The organism is Haloarcula sp. Atlit-47R, assembly GCF_003665985.1.
Lineage (GTDB): Archaea > Halobacteriota > Halobacteria > Halobacteriales > Haloarculaceae > Haloarcula > Haloarcula taiwanensis.
In genome coordinates this window covers 365533-384186 of record NZ_QPLQ01000004.1, presented here as the reverse complement: position 1 = coordinate 384186, position 18654 = coordinate 365533, and the positions used below count along the sequence as shown (strand labels likewise).

Sequence of the window (18654 nt, the reverse complement as noted above, 5' to 3'; positions counted from 1 at the left end):
CGCTGTGTTGGCACACACTCGCAACTCGGAAACCGCGGGTTGCTCGCATATCCCTGCGTTTCGTCGTCGTGATGTTTTGGAGTAGCCGTCTGTGTACCGCTTGATCGTCCGTTCCGTCTTGCTGACTCCTGATATCCGTGGCGTGTGGTACTCTCTGGGTCAGGGCTAACCTTCATTATATTGGGAAACAAACATACTACCATGAATTGCCGAGTTGTTGTCGAGGCCGCAGTCCCAGTGTACGACGTGGCATCTGCGGATGAGGCAGTTCGCATCGCCATCTCGAAGACGGGCGAGATGTTGAATCCTGACCTCAACTACGTCGAAATCAACATGGGAGACCGGCACTGTCCGCACTGCGGTGAGACACTGGAACCTGCCTTTCTCGCAGCCGACGAGAGTCTCGTCGCACTCGAACTGGAGATGACTGTGTTCAACGTCGAACGGGACGAACACGCCGCCCGGATCGCCCGCAAGGAGATCGGGCAGCGGCTGGAGAACATCCCGCTCGACGTGCTGGAAATCGAGGAGATTCCAGAGGAGTCCGACGAGACGACTGAAGACGAGTCCTCGTCCGCGGAACCGGCAGCCGAATCCGGCGACCTGCCATCGGACCAGTCCGGAGACGAATCGGACGACGTGTTACCCGAGTTCGAGGAATTAATCGACGAGTAAGTCTGGCTTCCGAGCAGCGGAGTGCGCGACACTCTCGGCGTATTGTAACTCAAGCATATCTCTGATAGCGGTTATACAGTCACTAGCCGCAGTGCTCGTCGGGTAAATCGCGTAGAAGCTACGGAGAACCGTTAGTCCGCGGCGGCAGAAACAGGCTCTTTGGTTTCGTCAGCCATCTCGGAGGCAATACCGTCAGCAATCGCAAAGACAGCGGCCTTGTGGTCTGTTTTCGACTTGTGAATCGATGTCGGCTTGACGCCAAGTTCCTCGTATTCGTCGTGGTCTACTTCTGTCCCGGATTCGGCTTCGTAGTGGTTCTGTACCTGTGCAAGCAGGCCGTGAAGGTGGATGAGCTCCTGCTTTTTCATAGTCAACCCAAGGTAACAACTCGAAGGTTATAGTACTACTCTGATGAAGGTTAACACACGGCTGTGCTAGTACTACGTAATAGTTTATGCATAATTCTTGCCACGGAGTATATTCTAGGTATTTTGCGCTAAATTTTATCATTTCTAAAATATCATGGAGGATTGGTAGCAAAATACACACTACTGTTGACGGACCGAGCCAGCCAGCTCAAACGTGTTGCAGGTGCCGACGACCGGCACCCAGAATTATGGACCGGCTACGCCTATTTTCAACATGGATAAAGCGACCCTTCCCTCGGACACCAAGATTGGTCGGGTGGCCCTGACTGTTGCTGAGTTATCACCGACTGTCGAGTTCTACCGTGCTGTTGTCGGCCTCAACGTTATAGACGCAGACGCCGACCGCGCGATACTCGGTGCGGGCGGACAGGCGCTCTTGATTCTAAATCACCGTCCAGACGCACCAGTGAGAGAGGATTCAGCGACCGGGCTGTATCACGTCGCGTTTCGCGTCCCATCGCGAGCGGCGCTGGGTGACGCACTCCAGCGTATCAACTCGGAGTGGACACTCGACGGCGCATCGGATCACGGTGTCAGCGAGGCGCTGTATCTGTCGGACCCGGCCGGGAACGGCGTCGAAATCTATCGGGACTTTCCGCGGGCGTCGTGGGAGGAGACACCGTCGGGTCACGTCGAAATGGTAACCGACCCCCTCGATACGCAGTCAGTCGCGGCCGCTGCGACCGGCGAACAGTCGATGCCCGCCGACTCCGATATCGGACACGTGCATCTGGAAGTCTCGTCAGTGGAGACGGCCCGGGCGTTCTACGCTGATGCACTCGGACTCCGCGTCAGGGCCACATACGACGGCGCGGTGTTCTTGGCGGCCGGTGACTACCATCATCATATCGGGGCCAACGTCTGGAAACGGCGATCCAAGCCCCACGCCGGGCAGGGGCTGGCATGGTTCGAAATTCGGCTCCCCGACGAAGCGACCCTTGATGCGACACAGAAGCGCCTGCGTCAGTCCGACTACGCTGTCTCCGAAACCGGTACTGGCCTCACAGTACGCGACGGCGACGACATCGAACTCCGCCTGCGAACCTGAATACGTGACAGTTAGGCCGACTGACCGATGTGCCAAGTCAAGTGTCTCCGGGCGCTATCTGGAGTATGCACTCGACACTGTGGCCGACTTGGAACGCCGGGCGACCGAGAACAGAAACTGACTGGACGGGCGTGACAGGACGCGGCCGACGGCCGGGAAGAGAGCGATGACCGGCCCTCATCAGGGGCAGCAGCTCGTGACCGCGGGCACCGCGCCGTCGCAGGCGAGTGCAGCGGCAGTGCTGGTCCACGGTCGGGGTGCGACGGCTCGAAGCATCGTCCAGATGGGGGCGGAGTTCCAGCAGGACGGACTGGCTCTCCTCGCGCCACAGGCCGCGCGAAACACCTGGTATCCCAATTCGTTTCTTTCGCCGGTTGAGCAGAACGAACCCGGTCGGACCTCGGGACTGCAGGCTATCGAGGACGCCGTCACGGAGGCCGAGGAAGCCGGGATTCCGACCGAGCACGTGCTCGTGCTGGGCTTCTCTCAAGGAGCCTGTCTCGCAAGCGAGTTCGTTGCTCGTAACCCACAACGCTACGGCGGCCTTGTGGCCCTCAGTGGCGGTCTCATCGGCGAGTCTATCGACGAGCGTGAGTACGAGGGCGACCTTGAGGAGACGCCGGTGTTTCTGGGCTGTAGCAATGTTGACCCGCACATCCCCGAAGAGCGCGTTCACGTCACGGCCTCGGTCTTCGAGCAACTCAACGGCGACGTGGAGGAACGCATCTACGAGGGAATGGGTCACGGCGTGAACGAGGACGAACTGACATACGTTTCGTCGCTGGTCGATACCCTCGTCAGTTAGGCGGCCCGACCGCTGGACCGTTCACCGAAATCTCTTGCATAAGTGGCTGAGCAGGGAGTTACCGGTCCCTCACCGCGAGACTTAGTGGTTGGGAAATGCATATATGATATGGAAATTTCCCGCCGACGGTTTCTCGCTACGGTTGGAGCCGGTGTGACGCTCGGCGGCGCAGGCTGCGCGGGAGATGACGGTGCTACTACTGGAGCCGGCTCGGCACCGGGGTCTAGTACTGGAACCAGCGCGGCGTCGACGGCAACCGATCAGAACGACAGACCAGAACCACCGACAGCGGACAGCCGCCTGCATCTAGACTTCGAAATCGGGACACTCGAAGAGAACATCGTCAGCGGCGGTGTTCGTAAAGACGGTATTCCAGCCATCGACGACCCGACGTTCGCCGACACGCCCCCGGACGGACTGGCTGCGGACGACCCGGTATTCGGTCTGGTCCGGGATGGGGAGGTGAAAGCCTATCCGCAGTATATTCTTGTCCACCACGAGATCGTGAACGACACCATTGCCGGCGACGCCGTCGCTGTGACGTACTGCCCGCTGACGGGCACCGCACAGGGGTTCGAACGTGGCCCGGTGGAGTTCGGTGTCTCCGGGCGACTGGTAAACTCAAATCTGACGATGTACGACCGGGGCACGGATAGCTGGTGGCCACAGATGCTGGCAACAGCGATTACAGGCCCGCTAACTGGCGAGTCACTGCAGGAGTTCCGGGTCACTTGGACGACGTGGGATCGCTGGTCTAGAACCTACCCGGAGACGCGAATCCTCACCGAAGACACCGGTTTCCAGCGGCGCTACGGCGTTGACCCGTACGGCCAGTACAACGAGAAGCGCGGCTACTATTCGAGTACGCGGACGCTGTTCGAGCCGCTACACGACGACAGCCGCGCACATCCGAAGGCTGTCGTCATCGGAACCCGGACCGAAACAGGGGCGCTCGCATTCGACAAGGAAACACTGCTGCGCGAGCGGGTGCTGACCGGTCGTATCGACGACACGCCGTACGTCGCTGTCGCGGATACTGCCCTCGAAACCGGGTACGTGTACGCGAACCCGGAATCGCTGTCAGTTACCGCATCGGACGACGGCTACACGATTGCCGGGGCGGCGTATGCTGCCGATTCACTCCCGCTGGACCGCACGCTGTCCTTCGACGCGATGTGGTTCGCCTGGGCCGGTTTCTATCCGGAGAGTGCGTATGTCAACTGACAATCCGACCGACCGGGCTACTGTGGCTGCCAGCATCCAACGCTTGTTTCGGAACACCGTGGTTGCGGTCAGCGGAGCGCTTAGCCGCCGTGACGGACAAGTGGGCCTGGCTGTGTCTGGACTGACGTACTTCCTGCTGTACCTCGCTGGTCTCAGACACCTCGGTCTCGGCCCCGCCGGCTACGAGGTGTCTGTCGTCAGTAACCCGCTTACCCGTGCGTTCCGACAGGTCGGCCCGTTCCAGTGGGAACCGATTGCACTAGTGGTCGTCGGCCCGGTCGAACTGCTCGTGGCCCCGCTGAATATGCTTCTCGGGGCAGTCCTGGCATTGCTGGTCGGACTCAACCTCGCTGTCTCCGTCGTCGCGTGGCGCGGCCCAGCGGCCTGCCGTCTCGGCCCGGGTGCAGGGGCTGTGTCGGGACTCCCGGGACTACTCTCTGGGTTCGCCTGCTGTGGGCCCACTATCCTGCTCGCTGTCGGCGTGCAGGCAAGCGCTGGGCTGCTCTCACTGTTCCAGTGGCTCCTCCCGCTCACCATCGTGGCGCTGTTCGGAACCCTTCTCTGGGTGGGGAGTCGAGTTGAGACAGCGTGACGGGCACCGTAGATAGTTCCTACCGCCGCAGAACAGATAGTAGCAACAGGCTACCGAATCGGACGGTGCGTGAAACTTTTTTCCTCGATTTGAGGGAAACATATAATCACTCCGTACGACCCATCTACCAGTATGACCGCTACTGTCGTGAGCGAGGTCAACCGACCCTACGTGCCGACGGGCGGGGCGAAACTGACCGCTGAAATCGAAGTTGAGCCCGGACGGTTGGAGGAACCACCCACGCGACAGATCGCCCTCTGTATCGACGCCAGTGGGTCGATGGCCGGCGACGACATCGAGCAGGCACGCGCCGGCGCTGAATGGGTGTTCGGGCTTCTCGACGAAGACGACTACGTCTCGATCATCGCCTTCGACAATGAGGTCACGACGGTGCTTGCGCCGACGCGGTGGGGAACTATTTCGCGCGAAACGGCAGTGGACGCGGTCGCCGACATTTCCGCTGGCGGGGGCACTGATATGTACAGCGGCCTGCTGGAAGCGAAGGCGTCCCTGCAGGATTTACCGACCGACGACAACACGGCCCGGCGGGTCCTGCTCCTCTCTGACGGGAAGGACAACTCCCACGACCCGGAAGCGTTCGGGACGCTAGCACGCGAAATCGACACTGAGGGCATCAGAATCAAGGCGGCCGGCATCGGGAGCGACTACCGCGAGGAGACGATTCGGACGCTTGGGACCGTTGCTCGCGGCGAGTGGACACATCTGGACGCCGCCGGTGACATCGAGTCGTTCTTTGGCGACGCAGTTGAAGAGGCCGGGACCGTTGTTGCTCCTGACGCCCGTCTCGAACTCGACGTGGCTGACGGTGTCGAAGTGAGCGAGGTGTACCGTTCGCTCCCACAGACGCAGTCCGTGAACCCCGACTGGGAGGACAACACGGCGGTCGTGCCGCTGCCCGACCTGCTTGAGCGGGAAACCCAGCGGGTCGTACTGAAAATACACGCCCCGGCCAATGACCCGCAAAACGCCGTGACTCTGGCGGATGTCACGCTGCACGCCGGCGGTGAGACGACGCGGGAATCAATCACCGTCGACTACACCGACGACGAGTCGAAACTTGCCGAGCACAACGAACAGGTCGACGTGGACCACCGCCAGACTGTAATCAAGACGGAACTCGGCAAGGGCAACGTCGCCGAAGCCCAGACGCAACTGGAGCGGATGACGCGCATCCACGGTGAGGACGCCGAAGCCGTCCAGACAGCCGAGCGGGAGACGCGCATCGTGATGGAAGGCGGGCGCAAAGAGCAGAACAAAGCGACGAAAATCGTCACTGACGAAGGTATCCAGAAGTGACCGTCCGGATCTGTGTTGTCAGCATGGCCGCCACTGGCCGGAGAAACAGGTGATTCATGAACTGGGAACCTGAGAGCGGTGATGTCATTGCCGGCCAGTACGAACTTAAAGAGTTCCTCGGCAAGGGGGGGTTCGCAAAGGCGTTCCGCGCCAGAGACATCGACAGCGGCGAGTCGGTCGCCGTGAAATACCCCAACTACACCGAATCCCAGAACGACCCCGACATCATCGAGGAATACTTCAAAAAGGAGGTCGGCTCGCTGGAACGCATTCGTCGGGCCGGCGGCCACGAGAACGTGATGGACTACTACGACCAAGTCACGGAGCGTAACGTTCCGTTCTTGGTCGTTCAGCTAATCGTCGACGGGATCGAACTTGACGAAGTCATCGACCAGCACGGCCCGATTGACGACAGCGAACAGGTCCGTCAGATCGGCATCGACCTCTGTGATGCGATGGGATTTCTCCACGAGAACGAGATCGTCTACCGGGACCTGAAACCGGAGAACGTGATGCTCACGCCCGACATCACGCCCACACTGATCGATTTCAACACGGCGACGGGCTTCGACGCCTCCGGGGACCCCGCCTCTGGGAACACCGGGACGACAATTCTGGGGCCGTTCAAGCCCCGTGAAGTCGCCGAGGCCAGCCGAACCGACGTTCGGCAAGGTCCCTGGTCGGACGTGTATTCGATCGGAAAGATACTCCTGTTCCTCCTGAAAGGGAGCGTCCCGAAAAAAGACGGGGTGAACCCGCAGGCCTTCGGGGCTGACTGCGACGATTATCTGGCTGAAATCGTCGAACGGGCCACGCAGTCACATTACCGCGACCGATACCGGAACGCGACGGTCCTCAAGGAGGTGCTTGAACGGCGCGATCCGACGCCGCCCGCGACAGCGTCGGTGACGTACATCCAGGCGGACAGGCAGTTCACCGTTGAACCGGGCGACACTATCGGGCGACAGGGCGCGAGCGGTCCCCCGGCATCGATAACAATCGAAGATCCGCAGGGAGAGTACATCTCCTCGGTGCAGGTACAGTTCGATATCGAGGACGGCGAGTGGGCCCTCCACGACCGGAGCCTCAACGGGACGTTCGTCCAGAAAGGGGCTGGCTGGCAGCGAGTCCTCTCCGAACCCGGACGCAACCGCCTGCGTTCCGAAGGCGAGGACCCGACCGACAGACACGGCGACGTGCCCCCCGAATCGGTGACACTCAGTGACGGCGATCTGGTGTCGCTGGTCCATCCGACCTACGGGGTCACGTTCGAGTTCCACCCGGAGGAGTCATGAGATACAGTACGAACTATGACATCGGCGACAGGAAGCGAGGACAGGGCATCAACGAGGACAGCGTCTCTTTGACGGTGTTTGAGGAGGGCCATCGAGACGGCTACCGCGGGCAAGACAGACCACAGTCGAAGGAGCCGGTCACAGCAGGCGGCGACGAGACGGCGGATGTGACAGGCGAGACAGCCGGTACTGAGACGGCGGCCGATACCGCTGACGACACGGACGCAGCCGACACTGCCGACGCAGATACGTCTGACACCGATGGCGATGGGAAGCCGATGAACCGCTCGGCCGGCGTGTTCGTGGTCGCTGACGGCGCTGGCGGACACGATGCCGGCGATATCGCGTCGTACATCACGACGACTATTGTGGCTGAACAGCTTGCCCCCGTGGCGATCCGGACGGCCCGGAGCTATCCCGGAGGCTTCGATGTGGATGTGGCCCGTGACGTCCTTCCGGACCCGCCCGGTGAGCGCGAACTCGAAACTGCCGTGGCGGAGGCGATTACGGCGGCCCACCGCGAGATCATCCGGTACGCAAACGAGACCGGGACCCAATCCTACACGACGGTTGTCGCGGGGATCTACGCCGACGGCAAGCTCCATTACGGCTGGGTCGGTGATAGCCGGGCCTACGTCGTCAACAGTGTCCGTGAAACGATCTCGCCGTTGACCAGAGATCACGCCGTCGTTCAGGAATGGGTCGACAACGACGAAATCGACCCCGTCGAGGCACACGTCCACCCGAACGGGAACGAGATCACACGCGCGCTGGGCGGGTCCGGCTACGAGGACCCCGACGAGGCGACTGTCGGGGTGGACACGCGCACAGTCAGGCTGTACGCGGAAGACACGGTGTTGGCGACCAGCGACGGACTCATCGACGCCCAGACCGACGCACCGGAACTGTACGAGGAGTACGTCGATTCGGACCACGCCGATACGGTGGCCGAGCGTATCCGCGAAGCGGCTGTCACGGACGACGAGATCCGTGACGTTGTCCTCGACGCAGCGTCCCTCGACGCGGCGAGTCAGGAGTTCGTGTCACTGGCAAACAACCGCGGCGGGAAGGACAACATCTCCGTGCTCCTGTTTGCTGATAGTGCGCTCCCGAAAACGCCGGAAAGCGGCGGTATGCCAGTTCGAGATATCGATCCAGACCTCGATATTTCCGAACGTGACACAGTGATCATGACAGACGAGTAGAGAGAAAGTTTCGTGGGACAAGTATTTTATTTCTCGACTCTGTAGGGCCTAACGAAATCCATGCCTGAATCCGACCGCACGGTAAAATGCCCCATATGCGACGAGGATTTTGATCCGACAGTCGCGGGCGGATGGTGCACAAACCCGGACTGTGGTGAGTGGCAACACACTGACGAAAGCGCCGCCGATTTTGCTACCGATGATGGGGTACCGGACGACGCCGACCTGATACCGGAAGGCACGGACGAGACGGACCCAATGGATGGCCGGGCCGTAGAGGCTACCGACGAATCCGACACCCCTGATAGCCACACCGAAGACGAAGCATCGGCGGATGCGGCCTCGGATACTGGGGCAGCCGAGGTCGGTGACGAGACGGCGGAAACGGCAGAGACAGTGACGGAACACGAAACTGACGCCGACATCGAGGCCGAAAACGGAACCAGGCCGAACGGTACGACGGAACCCGACGAGGCCGACGGGACCTCGAAACAGCACAGCAGTGACTCTGATGAGGACGCCGAGACATCCGACGAAACCTCGGAGGCAGATGACGACGTGGCGACGATTAGCTGTCCGGACTGTGACTGCGAACTTGACGCCGATGCGAATTTCTGTGTCGCCTGTGGTGCCGACGTACAGGACATCACACCGGAAGACGACGGTTCACTCGACGCGTGCCCGTCCTGTGACACCGCTGTTGACGACGACGCCAGTTTCTGTGTCAACTGTGGGGAAGATCTCGACGCGCATCGCGGCGACCGTGACACATCGACGGCTGATTCGACAGCTGAGTCGTCGACTGCCGACGAGACGGAGAGTGAGCCAGCAGCCACGGGCAACGCCGTCGACACACTCGCCTCACAGTCCACCGACGACGCGACGGTCCCGGACAAACTCGTCCTCGCGGTCGAAGGTCGAGACATCACCGTCGAAGACGGGGACCGCATCGGCCGGGAAATCCGGGCGGCGCTACTGGACGCCGGGCGACCGGAAGACGAAGCGGTCCGAATCCACCGCGAACACGTCCGGTTTGACCGACAGCCCGACGGGTACTATGTCGTCGATCTCGGGGACAACCCGACGCGGCTGAACGAGACCCAACTGCAGAAGGGCGACCGGGAACCAATCCAACCGGGCGACGAACTCGAACTGTCTGGTGTCGCCACGATGACAATTCGGGCGGCGTGACCACCCATAATTAAGCGGTCGGTCGGGAAACATCAGGCTGATGGAGCGTGGTCGACTGTGGCTGGAAGTCCGTGAGTCCGCCGCATTACTGCGAGTTGAAACCTGGCTGTTTGTTGGCATGGGCGTGGCATGGCTCGTCTACGGTGGCTGGGTACTCGCGACGGGGCTGCTGCTGGCGCAGTTCTCGGGGCTCGAACGACCTGTTCTCGCGACATTTGCTGGTCGAACCGTCTCGCTACGAACTGTACTTGCCACTGGTCTCTGGCTCGGCGGTCCGTCGCTGGCCACCGTCGTCCTCATCAACCGCCGGCTTCGGAACAGGCACGGCAACCTCGTCGACGCGTATCGGCTGGACCACCCGAGTCTGTTGCTCGCTATCCCCGGCAGTGTGCTCCTCGGCTGCCTGCTGGTGAGTCTGAGTCTCGGTCAGCGAGGGCCGCTCACGGTGGTTGCACTGTTCGGAACAGTGCATCTGGTCGTTCGGACCGTCGCTTACGGTCACCGTGTGTACACACTTTCGGTCCCCTCATTCCTGTCGCTGCTGGTGTTTGTAAGCGCAGTCTCGCTTAGTACTGGGTGGCTGGTCCAGATGGTCACCGCACCCGGCGTCCAGTCGGGGCTGTCACCGTGGCTGACTCAGGCCGGCGTTAGTCCCGTGGGTGAGGCGGCACTCCAACTGATGGGCGTCCAGCCAGCACAGGCCACACTCCTCTGCATTGCCGTCCCCGGTGTACTGGCGAGTGCGTACCTCCTCTTCCAGTTGCTCGCCGGGGCCGTCGTCAGAATCCGCGCACCGCTTTCGAACCCGCAGCGCCGTCCTGACCAGCGGTTCCCGGTTATGCCGCCGGTCGGGACGGCGCAAAACGGCGAGGGGAGCCCAGCTGCCGAACAGGCTGCCGACGCCGCACCGGAGTCCCGGGACCAGACTGGAGAGGAAACCGACACGGAAGCCGCTGGCAGTGACGTGGAGTCACCGGGGCACACCGGGACACGAGTGTTTTCACCCGACGAGGTTCCGGCGGCGGAACCGGCAGCTCACGAATCAGCACAGAACAACGCGCAGTCGTCAGACGACGACGCGGACCCTGAGGGCCCGGTCGACCACAGTGGTACAGACATGGACTCGGAGACGGCTGGACCGGGCGATACGAATGAGACAACCGACGAAGCGTGGATGGATGATACGTCTGTCTTCACGCCGGGCGGCCGCGACGCCGGCCAGTCGTACTGTAGCGAATGCGGCGAGTCGCTTCCGTCTGATGCCGACATCTGCCCGTCCTGTGACGACCCTGTCGACGGGTGAGGCGGTCAGCGGTTCGAAACGGGAATATCACCGAGTGCGACGGTGTATTGCGTCGACTGTACTCCGTCCCCGTCCGGATACACAAACACCGTTACAGAGACGCTTTCCGGGCGCTCGCCGGGAGGGAGGAGCCACGACTGCGTTACGTTATCAGTGTTTCCCACTGGTAGCTGTCCAGTGCTCGCGGTATCCGCAACCGTCTCCCCGCCGCGGGTGGTAACGCTGTCGAGACGAACCGCTGCGGGGTCTGCCCCGGTGTTCGTCACGTTGACCGTAAGCGTGAACCGCCACCCCTCGTCAGCGGTGACGACAGACGCCGCATCGATCCGGGCCGAGACATCCGCGGATTCCAGAATCGGGTCACCGACGCCGGCACCAGTCTCCGCCGCTGTCGGCGTTTCGGGGACCGCTTCAGCGCCGGTGTCTCCCAGCAAGTGATGCCCCATCATACTCCCGAAGGTAACGACTTCGATGAGGATGGGCAAACCGATTCCGACGATGATGAGGAGTCGTAGCAGCGTTTTCTGCTCCGGCCCGTCGACGTCTTCGAACATGATGAGAGAGTAGTGAAGTGGTGTTAGACTGGGATTGGCGGGCTACCGGGCGCGAATAGTCCGTCAGCAACCATGCTGGCGAGCGGCGGCCCGTAGGCGATGACGATGAGCAGCAGGGCAATCGCCGTCCAGAGCTTGTAGTTGTCGAGGATGCGCGGGCTGTGATCGGCGCCGGACAGCGGTTCCGGGATATTGCCGTTGACCGACAGCGTCCCGCCACGGCGAGCGAGCAGGGTGTCGGCCATGACGATGAGGAACATCGCCGCGCCGACGAACAGCAGGAAGCCGCCGATAGCGATCTGCAGGCGCATCTCGCCGACCGTTCCGGCGACACCCTCGAACGCGAACTCGTCGTAGGTCGGTTCGGCAGTCCGTCGCGGGATACCGGCGAGGCCCGCACGGTGCATTGCGTTCGACATCACTGCCATGCCCACGAACCAGACGTACGGCTGCACTGAAGCAAGGCTTCGCTGTCGGAGTTTCTTCCCGGTGATCTGTGGGACCAGCCAGTAGCTGATAGCCATCGCCGTCAGTGCGAACGCGGTCCCGACGGTGAGGTGGAAGTGGCCAGGCACCCAGATGGTGTTGTGGATGAGGTAGTTGATGTTCATCCCGGCGTTAATCATGCCGGAGAAGCCACCGGCGGCGAACATCAGCCCGGCGAGCATACAGCCGGCGAAGGCCGGCTTACCCCAGGGCAGATCCCGAAGCCAAGAGATGTAGCCCTTTGCACCCCGCTGGCGAGCCCCATGCTCAACCGAGGCAACCACGGTGAACGCGGTCAACAGCGAGGGCAACAGGAGGAACATCGTGTTCGTCATCGCGATGAACTTGTACCCTGACGGGATACCGGGGTCGGTGTACTGGTGGTGGAAGCCGACCGGGGTCGACAGCAGGAGGAAAGCGACGAAGACCACGCGAGCGAGCGGGTCACTGAACAGTCGCCCGCCGGCCAGTTTCGGCAGGATAGTGTACCAGACGAGGTACGCCGGCATGAGCCAGAAGTACACGACCGGGTGGCCGAAGTACCAGAACAGTGTCCGGGTCAGCAGCGGGTCGATGTTCTGGATAAGTCCGAGCGACCACGGGATGAGGAATACGACGACCTCGACGGCGACGCCGATGGTGGAGACGTACCACATCAGCATCGTCGTCAGGACCATGAACGTCTGCAGGGGAATGCGCTCATCCGGGTTCTCAGAGCGCCACTCCCACAGCGCCTTGAAGTACGCGAGGCCGGCGATCCACGAACCGACGATGATGAGCGCGGCACCGATGTAGAACGCCGGGTGCGCCTTCATCGGGGCGTAGAAGGTAAACAGCACGTCGGCTTCGAGGTCGTGACCCAGAACCGACGGCGCGCCGACGATACCACCGATGATGGACACGGCCGCGAGCACTGTCCCCGTGAGCATTACCCAGAAGGCCGACCAAGCGATGCGGTGTGGTAGCTCGCGTTCGAGGCTGTTAGCGACAGCCCACGTGAACAGCCCCGCGATGAAGAACGTGGTGAACACGAGCGCCAGCAGGACGCCGTGGCCCGTCAGAATCGTGTAGTAGTCCGCCGAACTGACGAACCCGCGGAACACGCCAGTGCGGTGAAGCGACTGGATGATGCCAAATAGCGCGCCGATTCCGAGGGCGGCAAATGCCACAATAAACTCGCTCCGGACGAGTTTCGACGTTTTCGGATAGGAGTCGACGAACACCATTACTGATCCGCCTCCTCCTGGGCCTGTGCATCATCTGCGGACTGACTGATGTTCTCCTGTTGCATATCGTACTCCTCCGGTGGGACGACTTCGACGGAGCCACCCATCGTGTGATGGGCCGCCCCGCAGTATTCGTGGCAGATGAGCCCGTAGGTACCGGGTTCGTTGAACCGGGCCGAGACTTCGGAAACTTGGCCCGGGATGACCATCGTGTTGATGTTGGTTTCGACCACAGAGAAGCCGTGTACCACGTCTGCACTGGTTACTCTGAACGTTACGTTGGCACCTGCGGGCACCTGCACCGGATTGTCTCCGCTTCCCGGAACGAACTGGAACTGCCGGGCGACGACGTACACGACGTACTGCCCGTCCTCTTTGACGACACCGGGGTCGTCGAACTGGGTACCAGTGTTCCCGTTCTGTACCGCCTGTGCGCTGATCTGTCCGCCCGAATCATCGACCATCCCGACGCCAACGCCGACCGAACCGTACGCGATGGTCGCGATGAACCCGACGATGAGCAGTATCGCTGCACCGAGCCAAACTTTTTCGAATCTATGAACCTGCATGGTATCACCCGATTATGGAGACGCGGCCGAGGAACTCGACGAAGTACATGAACACCCACAGCAGGGCAATCAACACGAAGTAGAAGGCGACCAGCGCCGCCGTTCCCTTCGGGTCGTACTCGTCGTGGCCCAGCTCGACGGCCGGTTCAGTTTCGGCAGCCTCTTCAACCGGCTCCGGGCCGGTCGCCCGACGCAGCTCGCCACTGTCTCCCGTCTGTGGCGGCCGCCCGTTCTGGCGGCGTCGCATCGCGACTGCGAACAACAGCGGCGAGAAGAACGCAAGCAGGACCGAGCCTGAGAGGAGCCACTGCGGGCCGGAGAGTTCGATACCGCTACCTTCCTGTCCGCTTCCGCCGCCACTGCCGCCACCGCTGCCATCGAGCGGGCCACCGACAACGACAGCGCCCTTCATCCCGAGTGACGCATGAGGCGTACAGACGTACTTGTACACGCCCATCTCTTCGAAGGTATGGCTGTAGGTGGTCCCCGATTCGCTGACTGGGTCACCGGAGTCCAGCGGGCCATCGCCATCCGAAACAACGTTGTGGCCGCCACCCTCACCAGTCCACTTCCACGTCACTTCTGTCCCAGGCGTCACCCGCACTGCGGGCGGGTCGAAGGCGAACGCGCCGTTGTTCCCCTGTGCCCCGACCGATATCTCGACGCTGTCGTCGCCAGTTCTGTCGACGGTAGTGCCGTCGTAGTTCGAAACGTCATCGAACCAACCGCCGTAGTCTGGGTTCGCTGGCGGTCCTTGCTGTTGTTGGCCGCCGGAGCCGCTGCCCCCGCCCGAACTGCCGGGCCGAACGACGACCGCACCTTTCATCCCGAGCGCCTCGTGTGGGATGCAGACGTACTTGAAGATACCCTCCGATTCGAAGGTGTGGCTGTAGGTCGTGCCGGCTTCGCTGACCGCGCCCCCGGAGTCGAGCGGCCCGTCGCCGTCCGAGACGACGTTGTGGCCGCCGCCCTCGCCGGTCCATTCCCAGACGACCTCCGTGCCAGGACTGACCATCACCGCGGCCGGGTCGAAGGCGAACGCGCCGTTGTTCCCCTGCGCGCCGACAGTGATCGTAACGGTGTCTTGCCCGCGCTTGTCGACGGTCCCGTCGTAGTTCGAAACGTCATCGAACCAGCCGCCGTAGTCCGGTTCCTCCTGTGCTGTCGCCGTGCCGGTTGCGGCCAGTGCCGCTGTCCCGGCTGCGGCACCGACGAACTGTCGACGACTCAGCGCCATCGTCGCACCCCCACCGCGTCGTGCGAATCCGGCAGCTGACTGCCTCTAGCTTCGTGCCGTACCATATCTGGGAGAATAGCAGATTACCTAAAAAAACCCCTGATGGTGTTTTCAGCAGGCAGGAACGACCCATTTCTTTTTATAATCCCTCTAACGTACGGCCAGACATGTCTGCGTCAAGCCCCCGGCTGGTAACGTTGCTGGTGTTGCTCGGGCTCGCGCCGGTCGCATACTACATGCAGGGAACCGGCCGCTCCATCGTCGCGCTCTCGCTGGTTAGCGTCGTCATCATCGCCGGCAGTCTGTTCTGGATGACACAACCAACAGAGTCGAGTACCGTCTGACATGCAGTTCGGGACGGCGGGGCTGAGTTCCGGTGAAACGGCCGGGCTCGCGGCGTTCGTCGGGCTGGGACTCATTGGGAGTGTCCATTGCCTTGGGATGTGCGGGCCGTTAGTCACAACCTACGCCGACAGACTCGACGACGGCGGGCCGGTGTCAGGCCACGAGATACGCCAACACGCGTTGTTCAACGCTGGACGGACGGTGAGCTACGCGCTCGTCGGGACGGTACTTGGCGCTGCTGGCAGTGTACTGTACGACGTGGCCGGCCTGGCACGCTTCGGGACCGCCGTCCGTGGAACCGTCGGGGTTTTTGTCGGCCTCGCTATCATTGCCGTTGGACTGGGGTATCTCTCCCGTGGCCGCGCCGTCGACGTGGCCCGGTCGCTGCCGCTGGTCGGAGACTTGTTCCAGCGACTCTCCGCGTCGCTCGTTGCCAGGGTCGATAGGTGGGTCGACGGCCCCGGGATGGTCGCGCTGGGTGCGATGCACGGCCTGCTCCCCTGCCCGCTGCTGTACCCGGCGTTCCTGTACGCCTTCGCCACCGGCTCCGCGCTCACCGGCGGCCTCTCGCTGGCCGCGCTTGGTCTCGGGACGTTTCCGCTGGTGTTCGCCTACGGGACTGCCTTCGGAACACTGTCGCCGGGCCATCGCGCGACGTTGCACCGGGCGCTCGGTGTCGTTTTCATCGCGCTCGCGCTCGTCCCGCTGTCGAACGGGCTTGCGGCGTTCGGTATCGCCATCCCGAAACCACCCCTGCCGATGCCCTGGACATGACCCACTGTACGCTCTGTGATCTGCCGGTCGACACGCCCGTCACCGACGATGCCGTGGAGGGGACGTTCTGCTGTCGCGGCTGTCTGGAAGTCGCACGGACGCTCGACGACCCGGCGACGGAGACCCGCGACGCCGCCGACACTGGCCCCGACCCGGACGACGCCGACGGTGAAACGGCTTTCCTCTCGGTCGACGGGATGCACTGTGCGACCTGCGAAACGTTCCTCGAAGCGCGGGCCACAGACCACGATGGCATCGTCGCCGCGGCCGCCAGCTATCCGACGGGGACGATGAAACTCACCTATGACGCCGACGCACTCACGGAATCGGACCTCACAGACGCGGTGGCCGGCACCGGCTACGGCGCCAGCCTGCAGGCCACGGAGACCGACGACGAGTACGAACTGGAGGGCCGGCTCATCGTCGGCGGCTTCTTCGGGATGATGACCATGCTCTGGTACATCCTCTTTCTCTACCCGGCGTATCTCGGCGTCGATTCGTCCCTGTTATTGTTCGACCCGTCGGGGCAGGCAGGAGCTTACCTGCTGTGGAACATGGCCGTGATGACCGGCGTCGTGGTCGGCTACACCGGGTGGCCGTTGCTTCGCGGGGCCTACGTCAGCCTCCGGGCCGGCCGGCCGAACATGGACCTGCTGGTGGCGATGGCTGCCGTGACCGCTTTCCTGTACAGCGTCGTCGCCGTCATTTTGGGACATACAGAGGTGTACTTCGACGTGGCGACGGTCATCGTCATGGCAGTCTCGGTCGGCGACTACTACCAGGACCGGGTCCGGCGGCGGGCGCTGGACCGCCTCACCGAGTTCACGACACAGCGGGCCGACAGCGCCCGGCGACGCGCCGACGGGGACCACGAGGAGGTCGCGGTCAGCGACCTCGACCCGGGCGACGAAGTCGTCGTCCGGTCCGGCGAGCGCGTCCCGGTCGACGGCACGGTCGTCGAGGGGACCGCGGCCGTCGACGAGTCCCTCGTCACCGGCGAGTCCCTGGCCGTCCGGAAGACCGCGGGCGACGAGGTCATCGGCGGGTCGCTGGTGACACAGGGCGGCGTCGTCGCCCGCGTCGGGCCCGACGCCGAGAGCACCGTTGACCGGCTCACGAACCTGCTGTGGGAGGTCCAGAGCACCCGCGGCGGCGTCCAGCGGCTGGTCGACCGAATCGCCGCCGTCTTCGTCCCGCTGGTGGTCGTTCTGGCTGTGCTCGCCACCGGCGGGCATCTCGTCACCGGCGCAACGCTGACGGACGCAATGCTGACCGGGCTGGCGGTGCTCGTGGTCTCCTGTCCCTGCGCGCTGGGGCTTGCGACGCCGCTTGCGACCGCGGCCGGCATCCGCCGGGCGCTGGACGGCGGCACCGTCGTCACCGGCGACGCGGTGTTCGAGACGGCGACCGACGCGGACGTGGTTGCCTTCGACAAGACGGGCACGCTGACGACCGGCGAGATGGAACTGCTGGAGCGGGCCGACGACCGGGCGATGGCCCGGGCGGCCGCCGTCGAGCAGTTCGCGGACCATCCCGTAGCCGAGGCGGTGACCGACGCCGTTCCGGTCCCCGACGCGGCCGTCTCCGAGTTCGAGCAACACCCGGGCCAGGGCGTCAGCGCGACGGTCGACGGGGACCGGGTCGTCGTCGGGACCCGGGCGCTGCTCGAGGACCTCGGGTTCGAGGTGCCAAGCGGGCTCCGGAGCCGGTGTGAGCGCGCGACCGAGAACGGGCGGGTCCCGGCGCTGGTCGGCTGGGACGGCACGGCGCGGGACGTGCTCGTCGCGGGGGACAGGCTCCGCGCGAACTGGGAGTCGGTCGTCTCGACGCTCGCCCGGGACCGCGACGTGGTCGTCATCACCGGCGACCGCCCCGAGGCCGCCGCCCCCTTCGACCGCCACGACGGCGTCGACGAGGTGTTTGCCGGCGTCCCGCCGGAGGCGAAAGCCGAGGTCGTCGAGCGGCTGCAGTCCCGCGGGACCGTCGCCATGGTCGGCGACGGGAGCAACGACGCGCCGGCGCTCGCCGCCGCCGACGTGGGTATCGCCATGGCGTCGGGCACGTCGCTGGCCGCCGACGCGGCCGACGCGGTCGTGACGACCGACGACCTGCGGGCCGTCCCCGACGTGTTCGCGGTGACGGCCGCGACCCGCACCCGCGTCCGCCAGAACCTCGCGTGGGCGTTCTGTTACAACGCCGTTGCGCTCCCGCTCGCGCTGCTCGGCGTTCTCAATCCGCTGTTTGCGGCCCTGGCGATGACGGCGAGCAGTCTGCTCGTCGTGGGCAACTCCACGCGGACGCTGGCGGGGACAGCGTCACACGGCGAGGCGAATGCTGACGAACCGGCCGCACCGAAACAGCCAGCAGCGGCCGACTGACA

At 63.3% G+C, this 18654-nt stretch carries 18 protein-coding genes; 13 read left to right on the top strand and 5 right to left on the bottom strand.

The window, feature by feature from the left end; all coding sequences use genetic code 11:
* The first annotated feature begins 201 nt into the window (after positions 1 to 201).
* Positions 202 to 675 (top strand): DUF555 domain-containing protein, encoded by a 474-nt coding sequence (locus DVK00_RS16610; RefSeq protein WP_101350255.1) that lies wholly within the window; start codon positions 202 to 204, stop codon positions 673 to 675.
* Positions 676 to 806: 131 nt separating this feature from the next.
* Here DVK00_RS16610 and DVK00_RS16605 read toward each other — a convergent pair whose 3' ends face one another.
* Positions 807 to 1043 (bottom strand): UPF0058 family protein, encoded by a 237-nt coding sequence (locus DVK00_RS16605; protein ID WP_004592453.1) that lies wholly within the window; start codon positions 1041 to 1043, stop codon positions 807 to 809.
* 274 nt (positions 1044 to 1317) lie between these two features.
* Between DVK00_RS16605 and DVK00_RS16600 the strand changes: the two genes are divergently transcribed.
* The 9 genes from DVK00_RS16600 (at position 1318) to DVK00_RS16560 (ending at position 11083) form a co-directional block, all read left to right on the top strand.
* On the top strand, positions 1318 to 2151 hold the full coding sequence (locus DVK00_RS16600) for a VOC family protein (RefSeq protein ID WP_121537380.1): 834 nt from the start codon (positions 1318 to 1320) through the stop codon (positions 2149 to 2151).
* Between the two features lie 166 nt (positions 2152 to 2317).
* Positions 2318 to 2956, top strand: a complete 639-nt coding sequence (locus DVK00_RS16595; RefSeq protein ID WP_101350253.1) for an alpha/beta hydrolase — start codon at positions 2318 to 2320, stop codon at positions 2954 to 2956.
* 108 nt (positions 2957 to 3064) lie between these two features.
* A complete protein-coding gene (locus DVK00_RS16590; protein ID WP_199722475.1) occupies positions 3065 to 4180 on the top strand; it encodes a DUF3179 domain-containing protein in 1116 nt (371 codons plus the stop codon).
* Positions 4170 to 4772 carry a hypothetical protein gene (locus DVK00_RS16585; RefSeq protein WP_101350252.1) on the top strand — a complete coding sequence of 201 codons (603 nt, stop codon included), beginning with the start codon at positions 4170 to 4172 and terminating at the stop codon, positions 4770 to 4772. Before DVK00_RS16590 ends, DVK00_RS16585 begins: the two co-directional genes overlap by 11 nt.
* 132 nt (positions 4773 to 4904) lie before the next feature.
* Positions 4905 to 6089, top strand: coding sequence for a VWA domain-containing protein (locus DVK00_RS16580; RefSeq protein WP_101350251.1), 1185 nt, complete (start codon positions 4905 to 4907; stop codon positions 6087 to 6089).
* A 56-nt stretch (positions 6090 to 6145) separates the two neighbouring features.
* Positions 6146 to 7384 (top strand): FHA domain-containing serine/threonine-protein kinase, encoded by a 1239-nt coding sequence (locus DVK00_RS16575; RefSeq protein ID WP_121578052.1) that lies wholly within the window; start codon positions 6146 to 6148, stop codon positions 7382 to 7384.
* Entirely contained in the window at positions 7381 to 8589 is a 1209-nt protein-coding gene (locus DVK00_RS16570) for a PP2C family serine/threonine-protein phosphatase (protein WP_101350249.1), read from the top strand. The genes DVK00_RS16575 and DVK00_RS16570 overlap by 4 nt, the downstream gene beginning before the upstream one ends.
* Positions 8590 to 8649: 60 nt before the next feature.
* On the top strand, positions 8650 to 9780 hold the full coding sequence (locus DVK00_RS16565) for a zinc ribbon domain-containing protein (protein ID WP_121578051.1): 1131 nt from the start codon (positions 8650 to 8652) through the stop codon (positions 9778 to 9780).
* A gap of 40 nt (positions 9781 to 9820) precedes the next feature.
* Positions 9821 to 11083 carry a zinc ribbon domain-containing protein gene (locus tag DVK00_RS16560; RefSeq protein WP_121578050.1) on the top strand — a complete coding sequence of 421 codons (1263 nt, stop codon included), beginning with the start codon at positions 9821 to 9823 and terminating at the stop codon, positions 11081 to 11083.
* Positions 11084 to 11088: 5 nt separating this feature from the next.
* Here the strand turns inward: DVK00_RS16560 and DVK00_RS16555 are convergent, their stop codons facing one another.
* From DVK00_RS16555 to DVK00_RS16540, 4 genes are read right to left on the bottom strand one after another with little or no spacing between them, the layout of a single operon-like run.
* Entirely contained in the window at positions 11089 to 11637 is a 549-nt protein-coding gene (locus tag DVK00_RS16555) for a hypothetical protein (RefSeq protein WP_121512156.1), read from the bottom strand.
* Between the two features lie 23 nt (positions 11638 to 11660).
* The gene (locus tag DVK00_RS16550; protein WP_101350245.1) at positions 11661 to 13349 is read right to left on the bottom strand and encodes a b(o/a)3-type cytochrome-c oxidase subunit 1; all 1689 of its coding nucleotides are present in this window, start codon (positions 13347 to 13349) and stop codon (positions 11661 to 11663) included.
* Positions 13349 to 13918 carry a cytochrome c oxidase subunit II gene (locus tag DVK00_RS16545; protein WP_121578049.1) on the bottom strand — a complete coding sequence of 190 codons (570 nt, stop codon included), beginning with the start codon at positions 13916 to 13918 and terminating at the stop codon, positions 13349 to 13351. Before DVK00_RS16545 ends, DVK00_RS16550 begins: the two co-directional genes overlap by 1 nt.
* A 4-nt stretch (positions 13919 to 13922) precedes the next feature.
* The gene (locus tag DVK00_RS16540) at positions 13923 to 15155 is read right to left on the bottom strand and encodes a halocyanin domain-containing protein (RefSeq protein ID WP_121578048.1); all 1233 of its coding nucleotides are present in this window, start codon (positions 15153 to 15155) and stop codon (positions 13923 to 13925) included.
* A 167-nt stretch (positions 15156 to 15322) separates the two neighbouring features.
* Between DVK00_RS16540 and DVK00_RS21825 the strand changes: the two genes are divergently transcribed.
* Genes DVK00_RS21825 through DVK00_RS16530 form a run of 3 tightly spaced genes read left to right on the top strand, consistent with a single transcriptional unit; the run spans position 15323 to position 18652 of the window.
* On the top strand, positions 15323 to 15499 hold the full coding sequence (locus DVK00_RS21825) for a hypothetical protein (RefSeq protein WP_198560171.1): 177 nt from the start codon (positions 15323 to 15325) through the stop codon (positions 15497 to 15499).
* A 1-nt stretch (position 15500) separates the two neighbouring features.
* Positions 15501 to 16274, top strand: a complete 774-nt coding sequence (locus DVK00_RS16535; protein ID WP_101350242.1) for a sulfite exporter TauE/SafE family protein — start codon at positions 15501 to 15503, stop codon at positions 16272 to 16274.
* Positions 16271 to 18652: a cation-translocating P-type ATPase gene (locus tag DVK00_RS16530; RefSeq protein ID WP_121537388.1), complete on the top strand. Its 2382-nt coding sequence runs from the start codon at positions 16271 to 16273 to the stop codon at positions 18650 to 18652. The genes DVK00_RS16535 and DVK00_RS16530 overlap by 4 nt, the downstream gene beginning before the upstream one ends.
* Positions 18653 to 18654 lie beyond the last annotated feature (2 nt).